The 19,940-nt window shown below is 43.1% G+C and carries 32 protein-coding genes; all 32 read right to left on the reverse strand.

The genetic code is table 11. The features are described 5' to 3' along the window. Positions 1–6: 6 nt before the first annotated feature. Complete coding sequence (locus CS898_RS03700) at positions 7–954, reverse strand: DNA-directed RNA polymerase subunit alpha (protein WP_009430155.1); 948 nt, start codon at positions 952–954, stop codon at positions 7–9. 38 nt (positions 955–992) lie between these two features. Then, the gene (gene rpsK / locus CS898_RS03705; protein ID WP_009431471.1) at positions 993–1,385 is read right to left on the reverse strand and encodes a 30S ribosomal protein S11; all 393 of its coding nucleotides are present in this window, start codon (positions 1,383–1,385) and stop codon (positions 993–995) included. A 15-nt stretch (positions 1,386–1,400) separates the two neighbouring features. Continuing rightward, positions 1,401–1,763 carry a 30S ribosomal protein S13 gene (gene rpsM, locus CS898_RS03710; protein ID WP_009431913.1) on the reverse strand — a complete coding sequence of 121 codons (363 nt, stop codon included), beginning with the start codon at positions 1,761–1,763 and terminating at the stop codon, positions 1,401–1,403. A gap of 15 nt (positions 1,764–1,778) precedes the next feature. After that, positions 1,779–1,892 (reverse strand): 50S ribosomal protein L36, encoded by a 114-nt coding sequence (gene rpmJ, locus CS898_RS03715; RefSeq protein WP_008900988.1) that lies wholly within the window; start codon positions 1,890–1,892, stop codon positions 1,779–1,781. Between the two features lie 14 nt (positions 1,893–1,906). Continuing rightward, entirely contained in the window at positions 1,907–2,125 is a 219-nt protein-coding gene (gene infA, locus CS898_RS03720) for a translation initiation factor IF-1 (protein WP_099208141.1), read from the reverse strand. A 2-nt stretch (positions 2,126–2,127) separates the two neighbouring features. After that, positions 2,128–2,397 (reverse strand): KOW domain-containing RNA-binding protein, encoded by a 270-nt coding sequence (locus CS898_RS03725; protein ID WP_099208142.1) that lies wholly within the window; start codon positions 2,395–2,397, stop codon positions 2,128–2,130. A 4-nt stretch (positions 2,398–2,401) separates the two neighbouring features. Next, positions 2,402–3,043, reverse strand: a complete 642-nt coding sequence (locus CS898_RS03730) for an adenylate kinase (RefSeq protein ID WP_099208143.1) — start codon at positions 3,041–3,043, stop codon at positions 2,402–2,404. Positions 3,044–3,052: 9 nt separating this feature from the next. Beyond that, complete coding sequence (gene secY, locus CS898_RS03735) at positions 3,053–4,333, reverse strand: preprotein translocase subunit SecY (RefSeq protein ID WP_099208144.1); 1,281 nt, start codon at positions 4,331–4,333, stop codon at positions 3,053–3,055. Further along, on the reverse strand, positions 4,333–4,782 hold the full coding sequence (rplO, locus tag CS898_RS03740; RefSeq protein WP_099208145.1) for a 50S ribosomal protein L15: 450 nt from the start codon (positions 4,780–4,782) through the stop codon (positions 4,333–4,335). The genes secY and rplO overlap by 1 nt, the downstream gene beginning before the upstream one ends. 11 nt (positions 4,783–4,793) lie before the next feature. Continuing rightward, positions 4,794–4,970, reverse strand: coding sequence for a 50S ribosomal protein L30 (gene rpmD, locus CS898_RS03745; RefSeq protein ID WP_009430761.1), 177 nt, complete (start codon positions 4,968–4,970; stop codon positions 4,794–4,796). Between the two features lie 12 nt (positions 4,971–4,982). Then, the gene (gene rpsE, locus CS898_RS03750; RefSeq protein WP_009431208.1) at positions 4,983–5,489 is read right to left on the reverse strand and encodes a 30S ribosomal protein S5; all 507 of its coding nucleotides are present in this window, start codon (positions 5,487–5,489) and stop codon (positions 4,983–4,985) included. A 16-nt stretch (positions 5,490–5,505) separates the two neighbouring features. Beyond that, positions 5,506–5,868, reverse strand: coding sequence for a 50S ribosomal protein L18 (gene rplR, locus CS898_RS03755; protein WP_009431922.1), 363 nt, complete (start codon positions 5,866–5,868; stop codon positions 5,506–5,508). 14 nt (positions 5,869–5,882) lie between these two features. After that, entirely contained in the window at positions 5,883–6,422 is a 540-nt protein-coding gene (gene rplF / locus CS898_RS03760) for a 50S ribosomal protein L6 (RefSeq protein WP_009430400.1), read from the reverse strand. Positions 6,423–6,438: 16 nt separating this feature from the next. After that, positions 6,439–6,834: a 30S ribosomal protein S8 gene (gene rpsH / locus CS898_RS03765; protein ID WP_009431023.1), complete on the reverse strand. Its 396-nt coding sequence runs from the start codon at positions 6,832–6,834 to the stop codon at positions 6,439–6,441. Positions 6,835–6,852: 18 nt separating this feature from the next. After that, a complete protein-coding gene (locus CS898_RS03770; RefSeq protein ID WP_083815399.1) occupies positions 6,853–7,038 on the reverse strand; it encodes a type Z 30S ribosomal protein S14 in 186 nt (61 codons plus the stop codon). An 11-nt stretch (positions 7,039–7,049) separates the two neighbouring features. Beyond that, on the reverse strand, positions 7,050–7,595 hold the full coding sequence (gene rplE, locus CS898_RS03775; protein ID WP_099208146.1) for a 50S ribosomal protein L5: 546 nt from the start codon (positions 7,593–7,595) through the stop codon (positions 7,050–7,052). Between the two features lie 10 nt (positions 7,596–7,605). After that, positions 7,606–7,917, reverse strand: a complete 312-nt coding sequence (rplX, locus tag CS898_RS03780) for a 50S ribosomal protein L24 (RefSeq protein ID WP_009431305.1) — start codon at positions 7,915–7,917, stop codon at positions 7,606–7,608. 11 nt (positions 7,918–7,928) lie between these two features. Beyond that, positions 7,929–8,297, reverse strand: coding sequence for a 50S ribosomal protein L14 (gene rplN, locus CS898_RS03785; protein WP_009431592.1), 369 nt, complete (start codon positions 8,295–8,297; stop codon positions 7,929–7,931). Between the two features lie 23 nt (positions 8,298–8,320). Next, on the reverse strand, positions 8,321–8,575 hold the full coding sequence (rpsQ, locus tag CS898_RS03790; protein WP_009430854.1) for a 30S ribosomal protein S17: 255 nt from the start codon (positions 8,573–8,575) through the stop codon (positions 8,321–8,323). Positions 8,576–8,578: 3 nt separating this feature from the next. After that, positions 8,579–8,785: a 50S ribosomal protein L29 gene (rpmC, locus tag CS898_RS03795; protein WP_009431684.1), complete on the reverse strand. Its 207-nt coding sequence runs from the start codon at positions 8,783–8,785 to the stop codon at positions 8,579–8,581. Next, positions 8,775–9,212: a 50S ribosomal protein L16 gene (gene rplP / locus CS898_RS03800; RefSeq protein ID WP_009431572.1), complete on the reverse strand. Its 438-nt coding sequence runs from the start codon at positions 9,210–9,212 to the stop codon at positions 8,775–8,777. The genes rpmC and rplP overlap by 11 nt, the downstream gene beginning before the upstream one ends. Before the next feature lie 21 nt (positions 9,213–9,233). Further along, the gene (gene rpsC / locus CS898_RS03805; protein WP_009430732.1) at positions 9,234–9,998 is read right to left on the reverse strand and encodes a 30S ribosomal protein S3; all 765 of its coding nucleotides are present in this window, start codon (positions 9,996–9,998) and stop codon (positions 9,234–9,236) included. 13 nt (positions 9,999–10,011) lie between these two features. Continuing rightward, the gene (rplV, locus tag CS898_RS03810; RefSeq protein ID WP_009430009.1) at positions 10,012–10,347 is read right to left on the reverse strand and encodes a 50S ribosomal protein L22; all 336 of its coding nucleotides are present in this window, start codon (positions 10,345–10,347) and stop codon (positions 10,012–10,014) included. Positions 10,348–10,357: 10 nt separating this feature from the next. Beyond that, positions 10,358–10,636, reverse strand: coding sequence for a 30S ribosomal protein S19 (gene rpsS, locus CS898_RS03815; RefSeq protein ID WP_034437538.1), 279 nt, complete (start codon positions 10,634–10,636; stop codon positions 10,358–10,360). A 17-nt stretch (positions 10,637–10,653) separates the two neighbouring features. Further along, the gene (gene rplB / locus CS898_RS03820; RefSeq protein WP_099208147.1) at positions 10,654–11,484 is read right to left on the reverse strand and encodes a 50S ribosomal protein L2; all 831 of its coding nucleotides are present in this window, start codon (positions 11,482–11,484) and stop codon (positions 10,654–10,656) included. 17 nt (positions 11,485–11,501) lie between these two features. After that, on the reverse strand, positions 11,502–11,792 hold the full coding sequence (rplW, locus tag CS898_RS03825) for a 50S ribosomal protein L23 (protein WP_009430728.1): 291 nt from the start codon (positions 11,790–11,792) through the stop codon (positions 11,502–11,504). 2 nt (positions 11,793–11,794) lie between these two features. Beyond that, positions 11,795–12,415 carry a 50S ribosomal protein L4 gene (gene rplD / locus CS898_RS03830; protein WP_009430486.1) on the reverse strand — a complete coding sequence of 207 codons (621 nt, stop codon included), beginning with the start codon at positions 12,413–12,415 and terminating at the stop codon, positions 11,795–11,797. 22 nt (positions 12,416–12,437) lie between these two features. Next, complete coding sequence (gene rplC, locus CS898_RS03835; protein ID WP_099208148.1) at positions 12,438–13,070, reverse strand: 50S ribosomal protein L3; 633 nt, start codon at positions 13,068–13,070, stop codon at positions 12,438–12,440. Between the two features lie 64 nt (positions 13,071–13,134). Beyond that, positions 13,135–13,446 carry a 30S ribosomal protein S10 gene (rpsJ, locus tag CS898_RS03840; protein WP_009431403.1) on the reverse strand — a complete coding sequence of 104 codons (312 nt, stop codon included), beginning with the start codon at positions 13,444–13,446 and terminating at the stop codon, positions 13,135–13,137. A 311-nt stretch (positions 13,447–13,757) separates the two neighbouring features. Then, entirely contained in the window at positions 13,758–15,506 is a 1,749-nt protein-coding gene (pyk, locus tag CS898_RS03845; protein WP_099208149.1) for a pyruvate kinase, read from the reverse strand. A gap of 15 nt (positions 15,507–15,521) precedes the next feature. Then, on the reverse strand, positions 15,522–16,481 hold the full coding sequence (gene pfkA / locus CS898_RS03850; RefSeq protein ID WP_099208150.1) for a 6-phosphofructokinase: 960 nt from the start codon (positions 16,479–16,481) through the stop codon (positions 15,522–15,524). Between the two features lie 8 nt (positions 16,482–16,489). Continuing rightward, the gene (locus tag CS898_RS03855) at positions 16,490–19,933 is read right to left on the reverse strand and encodes a DNA polymerase III subunit alpha (RefSeq protein ID WP_099208151.1); all 3,444 of its coding nucleotides are present in this window, start codon (positions 19,931–19,933) and stop codon (positions 16,490–16,492) included. Positions 19,934–19,940: the final 7 nt, after the last annotated feature.

Genomic DNA, 19,940 nt, shown 5'->3' on the forward strand with positions numbered 1-19,940 from the left:
TCCCCCTTACTCTTCCGATTCTTTTAAGGATAGTCCTAAATCTTCTAGTTTATTTTGGACTTCTTCTAGGGATTTTTTCCCCAGGTTTCTGACCTTCATCATATCTTCTTCTGTTCTTTGTGTAAGTTCTTCTACAGTATTGATGTTTGCTCTTTTCAAGCAATTGAAACTACGCACAGAAAGGTCTAGTTCTTCTACAGTCATTTCAAGAACTTTTTCTTTTTGGTCTTCTTCTTTTTCCACCATAATGTTGACGTCATTGACATGGTCCGTTAGGCCTATAAATAGGTTTAGATGTTCTGTTAGGACCTTGGCTGCCAAGGAAACTGCCTCGTCAGCCGGCATGGATCCATCGGTTTCTACATCTAAAATTAAACGGTCGTAGTCTGTCCTTTGACCAACTCTTGTATTTTCTACCTTCCAGTTGACTCTGCGAATTGGGGTGTAGTTGGAGTCAATGGGGATGACCCCGATTTGTGTGACTTCATCTTTTTTCAATTCGCTGGGTTCGTAGCCACGACCTCTTTCAACGGTTAGGTCCATAAAGACGTTGGCATCTTCGTTTAAGGTTGCAATGTGGTGGTCTGGATTGATAATTTCAACATCAATACCCGTTTGAATATCTCCTGCCAGTAGTTCGCCTTCTCCTGTCTTTTCAATGGTAATATGGACAGGTTCGTCGATATGAGATTTTAAGACAATTTCTTTAATGTTTAGAATTAATTCCGGTACGTCTTCTAATACTCCTGGAATCGTAGCAAATTCATGTTCTACTCCTCGGATGTTAATAAAAGAAACTGCGGCTCCTGGCAATGAGGACAAGAGGACCCTTCTTAAGGAATTTCCAATGGTGATTCCGTATCCGCTTTCTAAGGGTTCTACGACGAACCGACCCATTTTTCCATCTTCACTTAAGCTTTTTATTTCAATGTCCGGTTTTTCAATCTCTAACACTATTGCTCGCCCTCCTTTACGGGTATTCTACAACACAATTAAACGCGACGACGTTTTGGTGGTCTACAACCATTGTGTGGAATCGGTGTGACATCTTTAATCATGGTTACTTCAAGTCCTGATGCTTGAAGTGAACGGATTGCTGCTTCACGCCCAGATCCAGGTCCTTTTACGAAGACTTCTACGGATTTTAATCCGTGTTCTTTTGCTTTTTCAGCTGCTTCTTGAGCTGCTTCTTGGGCTGCGAATGGAGTGGACTTACGTGATCCACGGAAGCCTAGTTGTCCTGCAGATGCCCAGGAAATAACATTGCCACTAACATCGGTTAGGGTAACCATTGTATTGTTGAAAGTCGAAGCAATATGAGCTTGACCTTTTTCGATATTTTTACGAGCACGACGACGTGTTCTTGTGGTTTTTTGTTTAGCCAATCTTACTTCTCCTTCCTATTTTTTCTTTGCTACTAGTTTCTTAGGACCCTTGCGAGTTCTAGCATTGGTCTTGGTCTTTTGTCCACGTACTGGAAGTCCACGACGGTGACGAATACCACGGTAGCAGTTGATTTCACGTAGACGCTTGATGTTCATTGCCACGTCTCTACGTAAGTCCCCTTCTACTGTGTAATGATCGATTTCATCACGTAAAGCTGCTTCTTCAGCTTCTGTTAAGTCTTTTACACGTGTATTGTAGTCAATTCCAGTTTTATCTAGAATTTCTTGTGCTGTGGAGCGTCCAATCCCGAAGATATAGGTCAGGCCAATTTCCACTCTTTTTTCTCTGGGTAAGTCAATACCTGCAATTCTTGCCATGAGTGTTACACCTCCTTAACCTTGTCTTTGTTTATGTTTTGGGTTCTCACAGATAACCATGATGCGACCCTTTCTCTTAATAATCTTACATTTTTCACACATCTTTTTTACAGATGGTCTTACCTTCATTGTATCCCTCCTTGTTACTTGTTACGCCAAGTAATTCTACCTCTGCTTAAATCATAAGGAGATAACTCTACGGTTACACGATCTCCTGGTAAGATACGGATATAGTTCATACGTAGTTTCCCGGAGATATGTGCTAGAATTTCATATCCATTTTCCAACTCTACTTTAAAGTTGGTGTTGGGTAGGGCATCGGTTACGATACCTTCTACTTCTATGACATCATCTTTTGCCAAATTTAAACCCTCCTTGGTTCATTGAATGCTTTTAATGCTTTACGAATCTTACTATCGTTTAGTCCTTCTTGGTCAAGGTCCACCCATTGCTTTAAGATTTGCACATGTTGGATCTTCTTTTTTTTCGGCTTGGCTAGTTTTCTTAGCTTGCCGTCCACTAGAAGTACATAGGTCTTGTCCACAACTTCCAGAACAAGAAAGTATCGATCTTTATCTCTTCCAGCTAAAGATCGTACCACTTGTCCTTGCTGAATCTCGCTTGTGGTTTGCATTGGCTTAAGCCAATCCCTTTACTATTTGATCAAATACTTGGTCAATGTCTTGGGACCCATCGATGTTTAAAAGTAAGCCTTGGGCTCTGTAGTAGTCAATGAGAGGGGATGTTTGTTCTTTGTAAACCTTGATGCGGTTTTCCACTGTTTCTTTTGTGTCATCCGCTCTTTGGATCAATTGTCCTCCATCTACATCACAGATGTCTTCTTCTTTGGGAGGGTTGTTTTTAACATGGTAGGTTGCTCCGCAGGATTTGCAAATTCTACGGCCGACTGCCCGTTCAACTAAGAGATTTTCGTCTACTTCCATGTTCACAACTCGATCTAATTGAATGCCCATTTTTTTCAGTTGAGCGTCTAAGGCCACAGCTTGGGCTACTGTTCTTGGAAATCCGTCTAACAAAAATCCATTTTCACAGTCTTTACGAGTTAAACGATCTTGAACTAGGGCTACAACTAAATGGTCTGGTACCAAATCTCCTTGGTCCATATATTTTTTTGCTTCCAGTCCTAAATCCGTTTCTTCTTTAATATTTTCTCTTAAAATATCTCCTGTTGAGATATGTGGAATTTGATACTTTTTAATAATTGATTCTGCTTGGGTGCCCTTTCCAGCTCCTGGTGGGCCTACAATAATAAGTCGCATGAGTTCCTCCTATTTTAAAAATCCTCGGTAGTGTCTCATTAGCATTTGTTGTTCAATAACTCGACCTGTTTCAAGAATAACTCCCACTACGATGATCATGCTCGTTCCACCAAAGTTAAAGCTCATTCCACTGGCTTTTGTTAAAAAGTAGGGAAGAACGGCTAGGATGGATAGGGCAATCCCACCTGGGAAAACTAAGCGGTTTACTGTCCGACTTAAATAATCACTGGTAGACCGGCCAGGACGGATACCTGGAATAAATCCACCGTTTTGTTGTAAGTTCTTGGAATATTCCACTGTGTTGAATTGGATGGTGGTATAGAAGAAAGTAAAGAAGACAATTAAGACGATGGTCAAAATTGAATAGATACTTAAGCCCAACCAATTTCCTCCTGGTGAGAACCACTTGTCTACAAAGGCTGCGAAACCAGAATTCGGTCTAAAGAGCGCAATGGTTTGTGGCATGGCCATGATGGAGTTTGCAAAGATAATCGGCATAACCCCACTCATAAGAACCTTGATGGGAATATGGGTGGATTGTCCACCGTACATTTTCCGACCTACAACGCGTTTTGCATATTGAACTGGAATCCGACGTTCTCCTTCGTTTAAGGTTACAACGAAGAATACGATGGCCAGGGCAATAATTATAAATAGAATCAAAAAGATAACGGATGCTTTACCTGCCATAACAGCTACGACAGACCTGTAAATATCTGCTGGGAATCGAGATACGATACCGGCAAAGATAATTAATGAAATTCCGTTTCCTATGCCGTGTTCTGTAATTAATTCGCCAATCCAAATTAAGAAACAAGAACCAGCCACGATAGATAATACAACGACTAGGTTTTCTAAGAATCCATTTGCTAAGACAGCTTGAGAAAAAGCACCATAAACATAGCCCAATGCTGTAACTAAAGCTAGAACTACAGATAGATATCTTGTGTATTTTGCAATTTTTTTACGGCCCGTTTCACCTTCCTTGGAAAGTGCTTCTAGGCTTGGAATTGCAATGGTCAACAGTTGCAGAACGATTGATGCGGTAATGTAGGGATAGATGTTTGCAGCGAAAATCGTAAACCGACTGACTGCTCCCCCTGCCATTAAATCTAAAAATCCGAACAAACTACTTTGTCCATGAGATAATAGGTTCGCAATATATGCTCTATCTACAAAGGGCACCGGAATGTTTGCGCCAATGCGATAGACTACCAGCATTAAAAGAGTAAAAATCATCTTTTTTCGAATTTCCGGTACTTTCCACGCATCTCTGACAGTCTGCAACATTAGATCACCTCAGCCTTTCCTCCAGCCGCTTCAATCTTTTCACTTGCAGATTTTGTAAAGTGAGCTGCTTGAACAGTTACTTTTACAGTTAAGTCTCCGTTACCTAGGACTCTTAAGCCGTCTTTGGCCTTGTTCTTGTTAACAAGTCCTCTTTCAGCTAGGCTATCCAAGTTAACTGTATCTCCATCTTTAAAGCAATTTAATGTAGAAACATTAATTTGTGCAAATTGTTTACTAAGGTTGTTTGTAAAACCGCGTTTCGGCAAACGACGGAACAATGGCATTTGGCCCCCTTCAAATCCTGGGCGTACGCCACCACCGGAGCGTGCATTTTGACCCTTGTGACCACGTCCTGATGTTTTTCCTGTACCAGATCCAGGTCCTCGGCCTACACGTTTTTTTGCCTTAACACCGCCACCTTCTGCTGGGTGTAAGTCATGTAATTTCATCATGCACCTCCTTAATCCACGATTTCTACCATATAGTCAATGGCATTGATCATACCTCTAACTTGAGGTGTGTCTTGTTTTTCTAAGACTTGGCCTACTTTTGAAAAGCCAAGAGCTTTTACTGTTTTTTTATGCTTGCTTGTGCGTCCAATAGGGCTTTTAATCAATTTGATTTTAATTGTTTCCATTGATGAACCCCCTTATCCTAAAATTTCTTCTACACTCTTACCACGAAGTTTTGCTACATCTTCTGCAGTTTTTAAGCGTGTAAGAGCATCCATTGTTGCATTAACGGTATTTCTAGGATTGTTTGAGCCAATGTTTTTGGTACGAATATCAGAAATTCCAGCTAATTCACACACAGCCCGCACTGCTCCACCGGCGATAACTCCGGTACCAGGCGCTGCTGGTTTTAAAAATACTTTTCCAGCTCCAGACACTCCATAAATTTCGTGAGGAATTGATGAGTCTAGTAAGCTTACTGAAACAAGATTTTTACGAGCGTCTTGTGCTGCCTTGCGGATTGCTTCAGGAACTTCTAAGGCTTTTCCTGTACCAATGCCCACGTGACCATTGTGGTCACCTACTGCTACTAAGGCGCTGAAACGGAAGTTCCGTCCACCTTTTACAACCTTAGCTACACGGCTAATGGACACAACGCGTTCTTCTAAATCTAATTCACCTGCGTCTATTTTAGTACGTCTCAAGAATTTCCCTCCTTTATTAGAATTTAAGTCCGGCTTCTCTTGCTGCTTCAGCAAGGGCTGCTATACGTCCGTGATAGATGTAACCTGACCGGTCGAAAACTGCTTCTTCGATTCCCTTTTCCTTAGCACGTTCTGCAATTAAGGTTCCTACTGCTTTTGCAGCGTCCATATTCTTTGTGCTGTCTAGTTCTAGGGTTTTATCTAAAGTAGATGCTTGAGCAAGTGTGTGACCAGCTACATCATCAATTAATTGCGCATAGATGTGTGCATCGGAACGATAAACAGAAAGTCTTGGCTTTTCGCTTGTTCCTGAGACTTTATTTCTAACTCGGGCATGGCGTTTTTTACGGTTCGCATTCCGATCTATCTTTTTAATCATAAAATCTCTCCTTTCTATTTACCTGTCTTACCAACTTTACGACGGATGTGTTCGTCTACATATTTGATTCCCTTACCCTTGTATGGTTCTGGGCTACGGAAGCTACGAATGTAGGCTGCATATGCGCCGACTTTTTGCTTGTCTGCACCTGAAATGGTAATTTTGTTTGCAGATGGAACTTCTACAGTAATTCCTTCTGGTGCGTCTAATTCTAAAGGATGTGAAAATCCTAATGTTAAGGATAACTTGTTGCCATTTTTAGCAGCACGGTATCCAGTTCCAACGATTTCAAGTTCTTTTTGATATCCATTGGCTACGCCCTCAACCATGTTCGCTACTAGGGAGCGACTTAGGCCGTGACTTGCTCTGGTGTTCTTTTTATCGTCACTTCTTTGAATGATAATTTGGTTATCTTCTTGGCTGATCTCCATGTGTGGATCGATGGCTTGTGTTAAAGTACCCTTTGGACCTTTGACTTCAACCACGTTGTCTGGAGAAATAGTGACGGTTACACCGCTTGGAATATCAATTGGTTTTTTTCCAATTCTAGACATATCTACACCTCCTAGACTACCATACGTAACATACTACTTCGCCACCAATGCCTTCTTTGCGGCATTCTTTGTCTGTTAAAAGACCCTTTGATGTTGAAATAATTGCTGTTCCTAAACCACCTAGTACCTTGGGTACATCGCCAGCTTTTGCGTAAACACGCAAGCCTGGTTTAGAGATTCTTTTGATTCCAGAGATTACTTTTTCTCCTTCATCACTGTATTTTAAAGTTATTCTTAAAACATTTTGCTTGTTATCTTCGATAAGTTCAACGTTTTTAATATAACCTTCTCTTAATAAAATATCCGAAATTCCTTTTTTCACATTTGAGCTTGGCACATCCACTGTTGCGTGTTTTGCATGAGCTCCATTGCGAATTCTTGTAAGCATATCTGCTATAGGATCTGTCATCATAGCACTTCCTCCTTTCGGTTACCAGCTGGCCTTACGAACGCCAGGGATTTCCCCACGATAGGCCAACTTTCTGAAGCATATGCGACAAATGCCATACTTACGAAGTACCGCATGAGGTCTTCCACAAATGCTACAACGTGTATAGGCTCTTGTTGAATATTTCGGTTTTCTTTTTTGCTTTGCAATCATAGATTTTTTTGCCACAAGATACCTCCTTATTCCTTCGTAAATGGCATTCCCATTTTTTCTAGGAACACCTTGGCTTCTTCGTCTGTTTCAGCTGTTGTAACAATTACAACATTCATGCCGCGTAAGGCATCTACTTCGTCGTATTCAATTTCAGGGAAGATTAATTGTTCTTTGATCCCTAAAGAGTAGTTTCCACGACCGTCAAAAGCTGTCTTGCTAATTCCACGGAAGTCACGGACCCGAGGAAGAGCAACATTCATTAGCTTGTCTAGGAAATCATACATTTTTTGACCACGAAGGGTTACCTTACAACCAATTTTTTGGCCTTCTCTTAATTTAAAGTTCGCAATTGATTTTTTTGCTTGAGTAACTAGAGGAGCTTGGCCTGTAATGGTTCTTAGGTCTTTTACAGCTGATTCTAAAGCTTTTGGATTTTCTTTTGCTTCACCAACACCAATGTTTACAATAATCTTTTCAAGTTTTGGAACTTGCATAACATTCTTGTATTCAAATGTGTCCATTAGGAAGCCTTTTACTTCTCCATCATATTTATCTTTTAATCTGGATTCCATTTCAGCCTCCTTACTTGTCTATCTTCGTACCAGCGGGACGCATAATACGAACTTTTTTACCATCTTCGATTTGATATCCAACCCGTACACCTTTTTTGGATTTTGCATCATAGTACATAACATTGGATACGTGGATGGGTGCTTCTGATTTTTTAATTCCACCAGGTTCTTGTGGTCCGCGTGGTTTAATATGGCGAGTTACCATGTTCACGCCTTCAACAATAACCCTATCTTCTTTAGGAAGCACTCTTTTAACTTTTCCGGTTTTACCACGATCTTTTCCGGAGATTACAATAACTGTATCGTCTGTTTTAATTTTCAATGCGACACCTCCTAGAGTACTTCTGGAGCCAAGGAAATGATCTTCATAAAGTTATCTCCACGAAGTTCACGAGTAACTGGCCCAAAGATACGAGTTCCTACAGGACTTTTATCTTCTTTTATAATAACAGCTGCGTTGTCATCAAAGCGGATATAGCTTCCATCTGGACGACGGATACCCTTTGTTGAACGGACAATAACTGCCTTAACTACTTGTCCTTTTTTCACAACTCCACCTGGAATTGCATGCTTTACACTGCATACAACAACATCACCAATGTTGGCAATGCGGCGGTTTGTTCCACCAAGGACTTTAATAACTAAGAGTTCTCTTGCACCGGAGTTATCAGCAACGCGCATTCTAGATTCTTGTTGTAACATACAAACCTCCTTATCAAAAAAACTTACTTAGCTCGTTCAAGGATTTCAACAAGTCTCCACCGTTTGTCCTTGGACAGGGGTCTTGTTTCCATCAAACGAACGCGATCACCTATTTTAGCTGTATTTTCTTCATCATGAGCCTTGAATTTAGACGTCTTTTTGAAGCGTTTACCATAAATAGGATGTGTCTTAAAGGTTGTGGTTGATACAACAATTGTTTTATCCATTTTATCGGAGACAACAATTCCTGAAATAACTTTTCTTGCGTTTCTTTCCATTGATTATGCCTCCTTCCCTAAATCAAGCTCACGTTCTCTAAGAATGGTTTTAACACGAGCGATATCTTTTTTTACTAGGCGAATCGAAGATGAATTATCCAATTGACCTGTTGCTAATTGAAAGCGTAGGTTGAACAGTTCATTCTTAAGTTCTGCTACCTTGTTGGTTAATTCTTCTGTTGACAATTGGCGAATTTCCTTAACTTTCACTTGATTCACCATCCTTTTCTTCATAACGAGCCACGAAACGTGTTTTGATTGGAAGCTTGTTGGATGCTAAACGCATTGCTTCACGAGCAGTTTCTTCACTAACTCCACTCATTTCAAATAAAACACGACCTGGCTTTACTACACTGACCCAGTAAGATGGAGCCCCTTTACCTGAACCCATCCGAGTTTCAGCTGGCTTTTCAGTAACTGGTTTGTCTGGGAAAATTTTAATCCAAATGTTCCCACCACGACGGATGTACCGAGTCATTGCACGACGGGCAGCTTCTATTTGGTTCGAGGTGATCCAAGAAGGTTCCAAGGCTTGGATGCCGTAATCACCGTATGTTAAGGTATTACCGCGACTGGCATTGCCCTTCATTCTGCCTCGATGAACACGACGATATTTCACTCTTTTTGGCATTAACATAAGCGTCTCTCCTTCCTTGGATTATGCATGATCCCTATCTTGAGGTCTTCTGTTGTTTGAAGGCCTACGACGGTTTCTGCGATCCTTATTATCTCTCTTATCACGGTCAAAACCGCGTTTGTTATCACGACGATTGTTTGGTCTATTTCCTTTAAATTCAGGAAGAACTTCTCCCTTATAGAGCCAAACTTTTACCCCGATCTTACCATAGGTAGTATCTGCTTCAGCAAATCCATAGTCAATATCTGCACGAAGGGTTTGTAGAGGAATCGTTCCTTCACTGTAACCTTCAGTACGAGCCATGTCTGCTCCACCTAAACGACCGGAAACAGAAGTTTTGATTCCCTTAGCTCCTAAACGCATGGTGCGTTGGATGGCTTGTTTCATAGCACGACGGAATGAAACTCTGCGTTCTAGGGAAAAAGCAATGTTTTCTGCAACAAGTTGAGCATCCATATCTGGAGTCTTAACTTCTTCAACATTGACAACCACACTTCTCTTGGTTCTTTTTTCTAATTCTGCTCTTAATTCTTCAACACCTGCTCCCCCGCGGCCAATGACCATACCAGGTTTTGCAGTGTAAACTGTTACTTTTACTTTATTCGCAGCACGTTCAATTTGAATATTGGAGATTCCAGCTTGGAAAAGAGATTCTTTCACGTATTTGCGAATTTTATTATCTTCTAATAAAAGTTCCCCGAAGTCTTTGCTTTTTGCATACCATTTGGAGTCCCAATCTTTGATGACGCCAACTCTAAGTCCCTTCGGATTTACTTTTTGACCCATGTCTAAACCCCCTTTATTCTCGCTCTGCTACAACTACGCCGATGTGGCTACTTCTCTTTAAGATAGGATATGCCATCCCTTTAGCCTTTGGGCGAAAACGCTTCATTGTAGGGCCATCATTGGCATAAGCTTCTTTTACATAAAGATCTGCACGATCTAAGCTTAAGTTGTTTTCTGCGTTTGCAACAGCAGATTTTAATACCTTATATAATTCTTTTGCCCCACGTTTTGTAGTAAATTCTAATTTTGCCAGTGCTTCATCAACTTGAAGCCCACGAATTTCATTACAGATGAATTGAACTTTTAGTGGGGAAATACGAACATATTTTGCAATAGCTTTTGCTTCCATTTTTCCCTCCTTATTTTACCGTAGTAGACTTATCAGCAGTGTGGCCACGGAAAGTTCTAGTTAGTACGAATTCACCTAATTTATGACCAACCATATCTTCTGTGATATATACAGGCACATGTTTACGACCATCGTGTACAGCAATAGTGTGAGATACCATTTCTGGGAAGATGGTGGAACGACGTGACCATGTCTTAATAACTTTCTTTTCGTTTTTTTCGTTTAAAGCGTCAACCTTTTTTAATAGATGTTCATCTGCAAAAGGTCCTTTTTTTAATGAACGACTCATGGATATCCTCCTCTCAACTATTTCTTACGACGACGTACAATATACATGTCGGATTTTTTATTCTTCTTACGTGTTTTTAAGCCTAGAGCTTTTTTACCCCATGGTGTCATTGGAGATGGACGACCAATTGGTGTTCTACCTTCCCCACCACCATGTGGATGGTCTACCGGGTTCATAGCGGATCCACGTACATGTGGACGAACGCCCATGTGACGTTTACGACCGGCCTTACCAAGGGTGATTAATTCGTTGGATACATTTCCAACTTGTCCAACAGTCGCCCGGCATTCAATGCTGACACGACGGTATTCACCAGAGGGAAGACGAAGGTTGGCATACTTGCCTTCCTTTGCTGTTAATTGAGCACTTGTTCCTGCAGAACGTGCTAATTGACCACCCTTGCCTGGGATTAATTCAATGTTGTGAACAACAGTACCTACTGGGATGTCCTTTAATTTAAGAGCATTTCCCACCTTGATATCTGCTTCTTCTCCGGATTCAATTTCATCTCCTACCTTTAAACCAACAGGTTGTAGGATGTATCTTTTTTCTCCGTCTGCATAGTTAATAAGAGCAATGTAGGCTGTTCTGTTTGGATCGTATTCAATGGTAGCAACACGTCCTGGGATGCCATCCTTGTTTCTCTTAAAGTCAATGATACGGTATTTTTTTCTTGCTCCACCACCGCGGTGTCTGCTAGTGATACGACCATGTGCGTTACGGCCAGAATGTTTATTTAATGAAACAACAAGAGATTTTTCAGGTTTATTGGTAGTAATCTCTTCAAATGTTGAAACAGTCATTTCTCTACGAGCAGGAGTGGTGGGTTTAAACCCTCTAATCGCCATTTGAATTCCTCCTTATCTTATTGCATACCTTCGAAAAACTCGATGGAGTTGGAGTCTTCCGTCAACTTCACAATGGCTTTTTTCCAAGCTGGTCTACGGCCTTGGTTAGCTCCTTGACGCTTCATTTTGCCACGCATGTTCATGGTATTGACACGTTCAACTGTCACATCGAAAATTTGCTCAATTGCCTTTTTGATTTCAGACTTGTTTGCTCCACGAGCAACAACAAAGGTGTATTTTCCTTGTTCCATATCGTCCATACTTTTTTCAGTAACCAAGGGACGAATAATAATATCATGCACGTTCATGATTAGTACACCTCCTGAATTTTATTTAATGCTTCTTGATCAAGAATCAAAGAATCATATTTCAATAAATCATATACATTGATGCTTTGGATATTTAAAACCTTAACTCCAGCAATGTTTTTCGCTGCACGAGCAACGCTTTCGTTGCCTTCTCCTACTAGGATTAAGGATTTTTTAGCAGCATTTAAAGCCTTAAGGGCTTGAGCCATTGCTTTAGTCTTTGCTTCTTCAAGTTTTAAAGCATCTACAAGAATTAGTTCATTTTCTTGAACTTTAGAAGTTAAAACACTTCTTAAAGCAAGTCTTTTAACCTTCTTAGGTGTTGTATAGGAATAATCTCTTGGCTTTGGTGCAAAAACAACACCGCCACCCTTCCATTGTGGAGAGCGGATGGATCCTTGACGAGCACGTCCAGTTCCTTTTTGTCTCCAAGGTTTGCGTCCACCGCCACGAACTTCAGCACGTGTTTTAGCTGATTGGGTTCCTTGACGACGGTTTGCCAATATATTTTTAACTACTAAATATACTGCATGTTCATTCACTTCAACGTCAAAAATGTCCTTTTTTAACTCAACTTCTTGGATGGACTTGCCTTCCATATTGAGCATTTGAATTTTAGGCATATTCGGTTCCTCCTTCCAAGCTTTATTCTACGTTTTTAACAGTTTCTTTAACTGCTACAAGACCTTTTTTAGGGCCTGGGATTGCACCTTTAACAAGAAGGACGCCAGTTTCTACATCAACGCGAATAACTTCTAAGTTTTGAACAGTTACTCTTTCGTTGCCCATCTTTCCTGCCATGCGATGGCCTTTCCAAACCTTGCCTGGATATGAAGCTGCCCCCATACCACCTGGCATACGGTGGAATTTAGAACCGTGTGTTTCACGACCCCGACCAAAGTGGTGGCGTTTAATAACACCAGCTGTTCCCTTACCCTTGCTTGTTCCGGTAACATCAACCTTGTCTCCGGCTGCAAAGATGTCTACTTTAATTTCATCGCCAACATTGTAGCTGTCTACATCGTCTGTTCTGAATTCTCTTAAGTGTTTGCGGTAGTCAACACCGGCCTTGTCAAAGTGGCCCTTCATTGGCTTGTTGACCTTTTTTTCTTTTACAGCACCAGATGCAACTTGGATTGCATTGTAACCATCTGTTTCAACAGTTTTCTTTTGAACTACAATTTGTGGTTCCATTTCAATGACTGTTACAGGTACTACTGTGCCGTTTTCATCAAAAAGCTGGGTCATTCCTAGCTTTTTGCCAATCATGTACTTCATTTCCTGCACCTCCTGAGTGATAGCGGATTGCCTAGGCAATCATAACCAAAGATATTTATGAAATTTATAATTTTATTTCAATATCTACGCCTGCAGGTAGATTTAATTTCATTAAAGAATCTACCGTTTTTTGATTTGGATTTGTAATGTCGATTAAGCGTTTGTGGGTTCTTTGTTCAAACTGTTCCCGACTATCCTTATGTTTGTGAACTGAACGTAAAATAGTGATAACCTCTTTGTCTGTTGGAAGAGGGATTGGGCCGGATACTTGTGCTCCTGTGGCCTTGGAAGCCTCTACTATACGTTTAGCTGAATTGTCTAAAACCTCATGATCATAGGCTTTAAGACGGATACGAATTTTTTGTTTCTTTGACATAATTCTCCTCCTAAAGTATTTGCTTTGCGAGAAGGGGTCCCATACACCCAGCCGGGTGTATCATCTCTTCCGAAATAAAAAAGGGATCCTTCGCAGAAGATCATGTCTTCTACTTCTCCACAATAATTCCCTTAAGTGACCTTGGCCCTCAAGCAACCTATTGCTTCTTCGCAATGTCAATTAATCATACCCTAGTAGTATAGTTGAATATACAAGTTATTTCAAGGGTATTTTCAAAAAAAGATAAAAGTTTTTTATTTTTGAACAATGTATTTTATTTTGGGGCCAAGTTTTCTTGACCCCAAGTTTGATTATAGGTCTACCTTGCCGGCAAAGACTTGTCCTGTTGTGGCATTCACAGTGACAATTTGCCCGTTTTCTAGTTTTTCATCCAGGTCTTTTAGGGCCACGATGGTGGGGATTCCCAAGTCAAGACCCAGGACTGCAGAAGGACTGGTGAGACCCTCTTCTTGAGATAAAAGTCCTCCTGCCCTTTGGATATAGGCTGCCAGGTCTTTATGGCAAGCTTTTATAGCTATAATATCTCCATCTTGGAAGTTGGCTTCAAAATATTCTAGGTCTTGGGTGAAAATCACTTTTCCAACAGCCTTGCCTCCTCCAATGCCTTGGCCCTTGGTCAAGGTATGGGCTACAGACAGGACCTGGATCATGTTGGTGGTGCCACTGACCCCTACTGGTAGACCGGCTGTCAGAACTACCAAGTCCCCTTCTTTAATGAAGGATTCTTCCAGGGCCCTTCTTACGGCTGTCGATAAAACCTCGTCTGTTGAGGATCCATAGGGGGCCTCCAGGGCAAAGACACCAAAGTCTAGGGCGCACTGCCTTTGGACTTGGGGGCTAGTGGTAACAGCAATAATGGGTACCCGGGGGTGGAATTTAGAAATGGCCCGGCTGGTATAGCCACTGGATGTGGCTGTAATAATGGCCTTGGCTCCCAGGTCCCGGGCTATGATACAGGTGGATTGACTAATGGCATGGGTGGTGTTGGTCCGACCCTTGGGCTTGGCCTTGAGGCTCTTGTCATAGTCCATGTATTCTTCTGTCCGGATGGCAATCCGGTTCATAGTGGTTACAGCCAGGATGGGATATTTGCCTGAAGCCGTTTCTCCCGAAAGCATAATAGCTGAAGTCCCATCCAGGATGGCATTGGCTACGTCTGTCACCTCAGCCCGGGTGGGTCTGGGGTTACGAATCATGGAGTCCAGCATCTGGGTTGCCGTAATAACAGGCTTACTGGCATCAATGCACTTTTGGATGAGGGTTTTTTGTACCAGGGGAACTTCTTCCGGATCAATTTCTACCCCCATGTCTCCCCGGGCAATCATAATTCCATCGGAAGCCTGGATAATGGCATCCATGTTTTCCACACCCTCCTTGGATTCAATTTTTGAAATCAAACGGATGTGGGCTCCCCCATGGTCCTCCAGGACCTGGCGAATGGCATAAACATCTTCTGCCTTTCGAATAAAGGAAGGGGCTATAAAGTCCACCTCCTCTTGGATGCCAAATTGAATGTCTTCCTTGTCCTTGGCTGTCAGAGATTCCAGCTTTAATTTGACCCCAGGAAGGTTGACTCCCTTATGGTCTTCTAGTTTTCCTTCATTTAATACAATGGTTTTAATGAGGTCCTTGCTTTTTTCAATGACCCTTAAGTCCACCAGGCCATCATCAATGAGGATATGGTCTCCCACCTGGATGTCCTGGGAAAGATTTTTATAGCTGATGCTAACCCCTTTTTGGTCTCCCAGGCGGTCATCCATGTAGAGGTTAAAACGGTCCCCTACTTCCAGCTGGCAAGATCCTCCTTGGAAGTTACCAAGACGGATTTCTGGTCCCTTGGTATCCAAGAGGATGGCAATGGGCTTATTTAATTCTTCTCTTAGGACCTTGACCTTCCGGATCATTTCCCGGTGTTGGTCATGGTCTCCATGGGAAAAGTTTAAACGGCAGACATTGACTCCGTTTAAAAAGAGCTCTTTTAAGACTTCAGGGCTGGAAGATGCCGGTCCCAAAGTGGCCACAATTTTTGTTTTCTTCATTATATATATAACCTCCTAGATGGACACCATTTGTAATTCTTGGTAGAGGGTTTGAGAAAAAGCCTTCTTAACCTCCAAAGCCTCTTCCAGGTCAAAAACCTGGGCCCGGTTATTTTTAAATCCCATAGCCAGGGCTCCCTTGGCTTCTTCCAGGGCCAAGACACCTTGGGCCCCAAGATTGGTCGCCATAATCCGGTCAGAGATGTTGGGGCTTCCTCCCCTTTGGACATAGCCTAAAATAGTCACCTTGGTTTCCACATCGGTTTGGTTTTGAATTTCCTTGGCTAGTTTATAGGGGTCCTTAATGCCTTCGGTTTGGAGGATAATGTGGTGCCTCTTGCCCCGTTTTTTTCCTCTTAAGATTTTTTGGATAATCTGGTCTAAGGAGGCTTCTTCTTCAGGGACAATGATGCTTTCTGCCCCACCACTAATACCGGCATAAAGGGCTAGGTCTCCACAGGTCCTCCCCATGACTTCAATAATATGTCCCCGGTCATGGGAGGAGGAGGTGTCTCGGATCCGTCCAATGGCTTCTGTGATGGTCTCAACTGCGGTAAAAAAACCGATGGTGTAGTCTGTATAGCCCAGGTCATTGTCAATGGTGCAGGGGATGCCTAAGACATCCACCCCTTCCTCTGCCAGGGCCAGGGCACCCTTGAAACTTCCGTCTCCTCCCAGGACAATGACCTTGTCAATGCCATGTTGGTCCAAGACTTTTAAGGCTTTTTTTCTTCCTTCTTCCTTCTCAAAGGCAGGACAACGACTGGTTCCTAAAATGGTGCCTCCCCGGTGGATAATATCTGCCACAGAGGATAGACCCAGGAGCTTAATTTCATCATCTACCAGGCCCTGGTAGCCCGAATAAATTCCCAGGGGCTCATGACCACGATAGATGGCTGTTCTTACCACAGACCGTATGGCCGCATTCATACCGGGAGAATCTCCACCACTTGTCAATATCCCAATCCGACTCATCTTTCCTCCTATTTCACAACAACATTATCTTCAACTTTATAATATTTACCCAATTCCTGAGTGAAGTCTTCTAATTTTTCCAAGTTAATGTTGGATCCTTGGTCTAGTCCCAGGGCTCTTCCTTCTTTTTGCCCGTAAAGGACCACATTGGACTGGCCAGGATATTTTTTACAAAGGGTCTGGACTTGCCGGATGGTTCCCTCTTCTAGGTCAGGAAGGCGCAAATAGACTTTTTGGTCAGACATTTGCATAAGGGGACTCAGGTCTCGGACCAAGAGCTTCAGTTCGTTTTTTTCATCCATTTGGAGCCGTCCTCGGACCAGGACTACAGCATCGTCTTGGATAAGTTTTTGGTAGCCCTCATAGGTAGAGGGGAAAAAGACACATTCCAGGCTTCCAGCCAGGTCTTCCAATTGACCAAAGGCCATGAGTTTGTTCTTTTTAGTAATCAGGGTCTTTACCTGGCTCAAAAGACCACCCAGCCGGACCGGAAGTCCATCCAGGTTGTCTTCTCCCTGGGCCATTTCCAAGAGTTCGGCAATGCTATGGCTGGTCCAGGTCTTTAAAGATTGCTTATAGGCATCCAGGGGGTGGCCAGAAACATAAATTCCCAGGACCTCCCTTTCCATGTTCAAGAGATCCTTGCTGGGAAATTCCTTGATCTTGGGAAGGTCCTCCTTGGTCTCATCTTCCATATCGAAGAGGGAAGTTTGGCCCTTGATGTTTCGTTTGCTTTGGTCATGGACCGCCGACAGCATGGATTCATAGCAGGCCATGTACTGGGCCCGGTTGCCTCCTAGGCTGGCCAGGGCTCCACCCCGAATGAGGTTTTCCAAGGCCTTGCGGTTGATCCCCCCACTCTCTTCTTCCTCGGTTCTTTCCAGAAGGTCGGTTAGGCTGGTGTAGGGGCCTTTTTCCCGTCCATGTACAATGGATTCAATCACATTGGTCCCTACATTTTTAATCCCCCTTAAGCCATAGCGGATCTTGCCCTGGCTCACGGTAAATTTTTCAAAACTTTCATTGACATCGGGAGGGAGAATTTCTATGCCCAGCCGGTTACATTCTTCAATATAGAGGGCCATCTGGGTGGAATTATTCATAAAAGAAGAAATTTGCGCCGCCATAAATTCCACAGGATAATAATATTTTAAATAGGCCGTCCGATAGGCTACAACGGCATAGGCCACAGAATGAGACTTGTTAAAGGCGTAGTTGGCAAAGTCAATCATAAGGTCGTAGATTTGGTTGGCACTTTTTTCGTCCACTCCCCGACGGATGGCTCCATCCACCAAGACTTGGTCTCCTTGGCTTTGACCATAGATAAAGTTTTGCCGTTCTTCTTCCATGACCTTCATCTTTTTCTTACTCATGGCCCGACGGACCAGGTCTGCCCTTCCCAGGGAGTAGCCTCCGATTTTTTGGACAATTTCCATGACCTGTTCTTGGTAGACGATACAACCATAGGTAACATTTAAGATGGGTTCTAACTTGTCATGGAGGTAGGAAATTTGGTCTGGGTCGTGTTTAGACCGGCAGAATTTTGGAATTTGGTCCATGGGTCCCGGCCGGTAGAGGGAGTTGGCTGCCACCAAGTCTTCAAATTGGTTGGGCCTAAGTTCCTTTAAAAAACTCCGCATACCGGGCTTTTCAAATTGAAAGACTCCCAGGGTGTTGCCCTTGGCAAACATGTCCAAGACCTTGGGGTCATTGTAGTCCAACTTAGAAAGGTCAATGTCCACCCCATGATTTTCCTTAATGAGGTTTAGGGCATCCCGGATTACCGTCAGGGTTCTGAGACCCAAAAAGTCCATCTTTAAGAGGCCCAGCTCTTCTAGCTCAATCATGTTAAACTGGGTGGCGATAATGTCTCCATTCCGAGTCAGGGGCACCACGTCATTTAGGGGCTCCTTGGAAATCACAACTCCGGCTGCATGGGTGGAGGTATGTCGGGGTAGGCCTTCCACCAGTCTGGAAAGGTCAATCAGTTCTTTAACCTGGCTATCTTGGTCCATTTCTCTTTTCAAGTCCTCAGACAGGTCCAGGGCCCTTTCAATGGTCATGTTTAATTGGTTGGGGATGAGTTTGGCAATATAGTCCACCCGGCCATAGGGTAGGTCCATCACCCGGCCCACGTCCCGGATGGCTCCCCGGGCCCCCATGGTACCAAAGGTAACAATTTGGGCTACATGGTCCTTACCATACTTTTCCGTTACATAGTCTATGACTTCTTCCCGGCGTTCATAGCAAAAGTCGATATCAATATCTGGCATGGACACCCGTTCAGGGTTTAAAAAGCGTTCAAAGAGCAGGTCAAACTTCAAGGGGTCTACGTCGATAATTTTTAAGGCGTAAGAAACAATGGACCCAGCTGCCGATCCCCGGCCCGGCCCTACCATAATCTTATTTTCCTTGGCAAAGCGGATAAAGTCCCAGACAATTAAAAAATAATCGGTATAGCCCATGGAGTTGATGGTATCCAACTCGTATTCCACCCGGTCCAGGATTTCTTGGCTTAAGACCTGGTATCTTTCCTCCAAACCTTGGAAGGTCAGTTCTCTTAAATAGTCCACATTGGTCTTACCCTCTGGCAGGGTAAAGCTGGGTAGGTGGAGCTGGTGGAAGGTCAGGGTCACATTACAGCGCTGGGCAATTTTTACTGTATTTTCCAGGGCCTGGCCATCATCAGGAAAGAGGTCAGCCATTTCTTCCGGGCTTTTTAGGTAAAATTCGTCACTGGGAAACTTCATCCTATCTTCATCTGCCAGGGTGGTTCCCGTTTGGATACACAAGAGGGCATCATGGGCCTTGGCGTCTTCCTTGTAAAGATAGTGGGAGTCATTGCTGGCAATAAGCCCCAAGCCCGTTTCCATGGAGAGTTTTCTCAAATATTGGTTGACCTTTTTTTGCTGGGGCATGCCATGGTCCTGGAGCTCCAAGAAAAAAGAATCCGGTCCAAAAATCTCCTTGTATTCTTCTGCTACTTCCTTAGCCTTTTGGTATTGGTCCTGGAGGAGGTATTGTTGGACCTCCCCACCCAGGCAGGCAGAAGTGGCAATGAGGCCCTCTGCATGTTGGGCCAAGACCTCCTTATCAATACGAGGCTTGTAGTAAAAGCCGTCTACAAAGCCAAAGGACACCAGCTTCATCAGATTTTGATAGCCCACTTGGTTTTCTGCCAAGAGGATGAGGTGGTAGCGCCTTTGCCTGGGGTCTCGGTCCTTCAAGGACCCATTGACCAGGTAGACCTCGCAGCCCAGGATGGGTTTAATCCCCTCTTCCATACAGGCCTTGTAAAAGGCCACAGCCCCGTACATATTGCCATGGTCTGTCAAGGCCAGGGCATCCATGCCAAGTTCCTTGGCCCTTTTGGCCAATTGGCTAATCCGGGCAGACCCGTCTAAAAGACTGTATTCACTATGGACATGTAGGTGGACAAAAGACGTCTTCATAATTAAA

The sequence above is a fragment of the Urinicoccus timonensis genome (assembly GCF_900232945.1).
Taxonomy (GTDB): domain Bacteria; phylum Bacillota; class Clostridia; order Tissierellales; family Peptoniphilaceae; genus Urinicoccus; species Urinicoccus timonensis.

What these genes read in the sequence shown, in the direction of transcription:
- rpsM (WP_009431913.1), bottom strand. Translation starts at nt 1,763, where the DNA reads ATGGCAAGAATTGCAGGTATTGACTTACCCAGAGAAAAAAGAGTGGAA.
- rpmJ (WP_008900988.1), bottom strand. Translation starts at nt 1,892, where the DNA reads ATGAAGGTAAGACCATCTGTAAAAAAGATGTGTGAAAAATGTAAGATT.
- CS898_RS03725 (WP_099208142.1), bottom strand. Translation starts at nt 2,397, where the DNA reads ATGCAAACCACAAGCGAGATTCAGCAAGGACAAGTGGTACGATCTTTA.
- CS898_RS03730 (WP_099208143.1), bottom strand. Translation starts at nt 3,043, where the DNA reads ATGCGACTTATTATTGTAGGCCCACCAGGAGCTGGAAAGGGCACCCAA.
- secY (WP_099208144.1), bottom strand. Translation starts at nt 4,333, where the DNA reads ATGTTGCAGACTGTCAGAGATGCGTGGAAAGTACCGGAAATTCGAAAA.
- rplO (WP_099208145.1), bottom strand. Translation starts at nt 4,782, where the DNA reads ATGAAATTACATGACTTACACCCAGCAGAAGGTGGCGGTGTTAAGGCA.
- rpmD (WP_009430761.1), bottom strand. Translation starts at nt 4,970, where the DNA reads ATGGAAACAATTAAAATCAAATTGATTAAAAGCCCTATTGGACGCACA.
- rplR (WP_009431922.1), bottom strand. Translation starts at nt 5,868, where the DNA reads ATGATTAAAAAGATAGATCGGAATGCGAACCGTAAAAAACGCCATGCC.
- rplF (WP_009430400.1), bottom strand. Translation starts at nt 6,422, where the DNA reads ATGTCTAGAATTGGAAAAAAACCAATTGATATTCCAAGCGGTGTAACC.
- rpsH (WP_009431023.1), bottom strand. Translation starts at nt 6,834, where the DNA reads ATGATGACAGATCCTATAGCAGATATGCTTACAAGAATTCGCAATGGA.
- rplE (WP_099208146.1), bottom strand. Translation starts at nt 7,595, where the DNA reads ATGGAATCCAGATTAAAAGATAAATATGATGGAGAAGTAAAAGGCTTC.
- rplN (WP_009431592.1), bottom strand. Translation starts at nt 8,297, where the DNA reads ATGTTACAACAAGAATCTAGAATGCGCGTTGCTGATAACTCCGGTGCA.
- rpsQ (WP_009430854.1), bottom strand. Translation starts at nt 8,575, where the DNA reads ATGGAAAGAAACGCAAGAAAAGTTATTTCAGGAATTGTTGTCTCCGAT.
- rplP (WP_009431572.1), bottom strand. Translation starts at nt 9,212, where the DNA reads ATGTTAATGCCAAAAAGAGTGAAATATCGTCGTGTTCATCGAGGCAGA.
- rpsC (WP_009430732.1), bottom strand. Translation starts at nt 9,998, where the DNA reads ATGGGTCAAAAAGTAAATCCGAAGGGACTTAGAGTTGGCGTCATCAAA.
- rplV (WP_009430009.1), bottom strand. Translation starts at nt 10,347, where the DNA reads ATGGAAGCAAAAGCTATTGCAAAATATGTTCGTATTTCCCCACTAAAA.
- rpsS (WP_034437538.1), bottom strand. Translation starts at nt 10,636, where the DNA reads ATGAGTCGTTCATTAAAAAAAGGACCTTTTGCAGATGAACATCTATTA.
- rplB (WP_099208147.1), bottom strand. Translation starts at nt 11,484, where the DNA reads ATGGCGATTAGAGGGTTTAAACCCACCACTCCTGCTCGTAGAGAAATG.
- rplW (WP_009430728.1), bottom strand. Translation starts at nt 11,792, where the DNA reads ATGAACGTGCATGATATTATTATTCGTCCCTTGGTTACTGAAAAAAGT.
- rplD (WP_009430486.1), bottom strand. Translation starts at nt 12,415, where the DNA reads ATGCCTAAAATTCAAATGCTCAATATGGAAGGCAAGTCCATCCAAGAA.
- rplC (WP_099208148.1), bottom strand. Translation starts at nt 13,070, where the DNA reads ATGAAGTACATGATTGGCAAAAAGCTAGGAATGACCCAGCTTTTTGAT.
- rpsJ (WP_009431403.1), bottom strand. Translation starts at nt 13,446, where the DNA reads ATGTCAAAGAAACAAAAAATTCGTATCCGTCTTAAAGCCTATGATCAT.
- pyk (WP_099208149.1), bottom strand. Translation starts at nt 15,506, where the DNA reads ATGAAGAAAACAAAAATTGTGGCCACTTTGGGACCGGCATCTTCCAGC.
- pfkA (WP_099208150.1), bottom strand. Translation starts at nt 16,481, where the DNA reads ATGAGTCGGATTGGGATATTGACAAGTGGTGGAGATTCTCCCGGTATG.
- CS898_RS03855 (WP_099208151.1), bottom strand. Translation starts at nt 19,933, where the DNA reads ATGAAGACGTCTTTTGTCCACCTACATGTCCATAGTGAATACAGTCTT.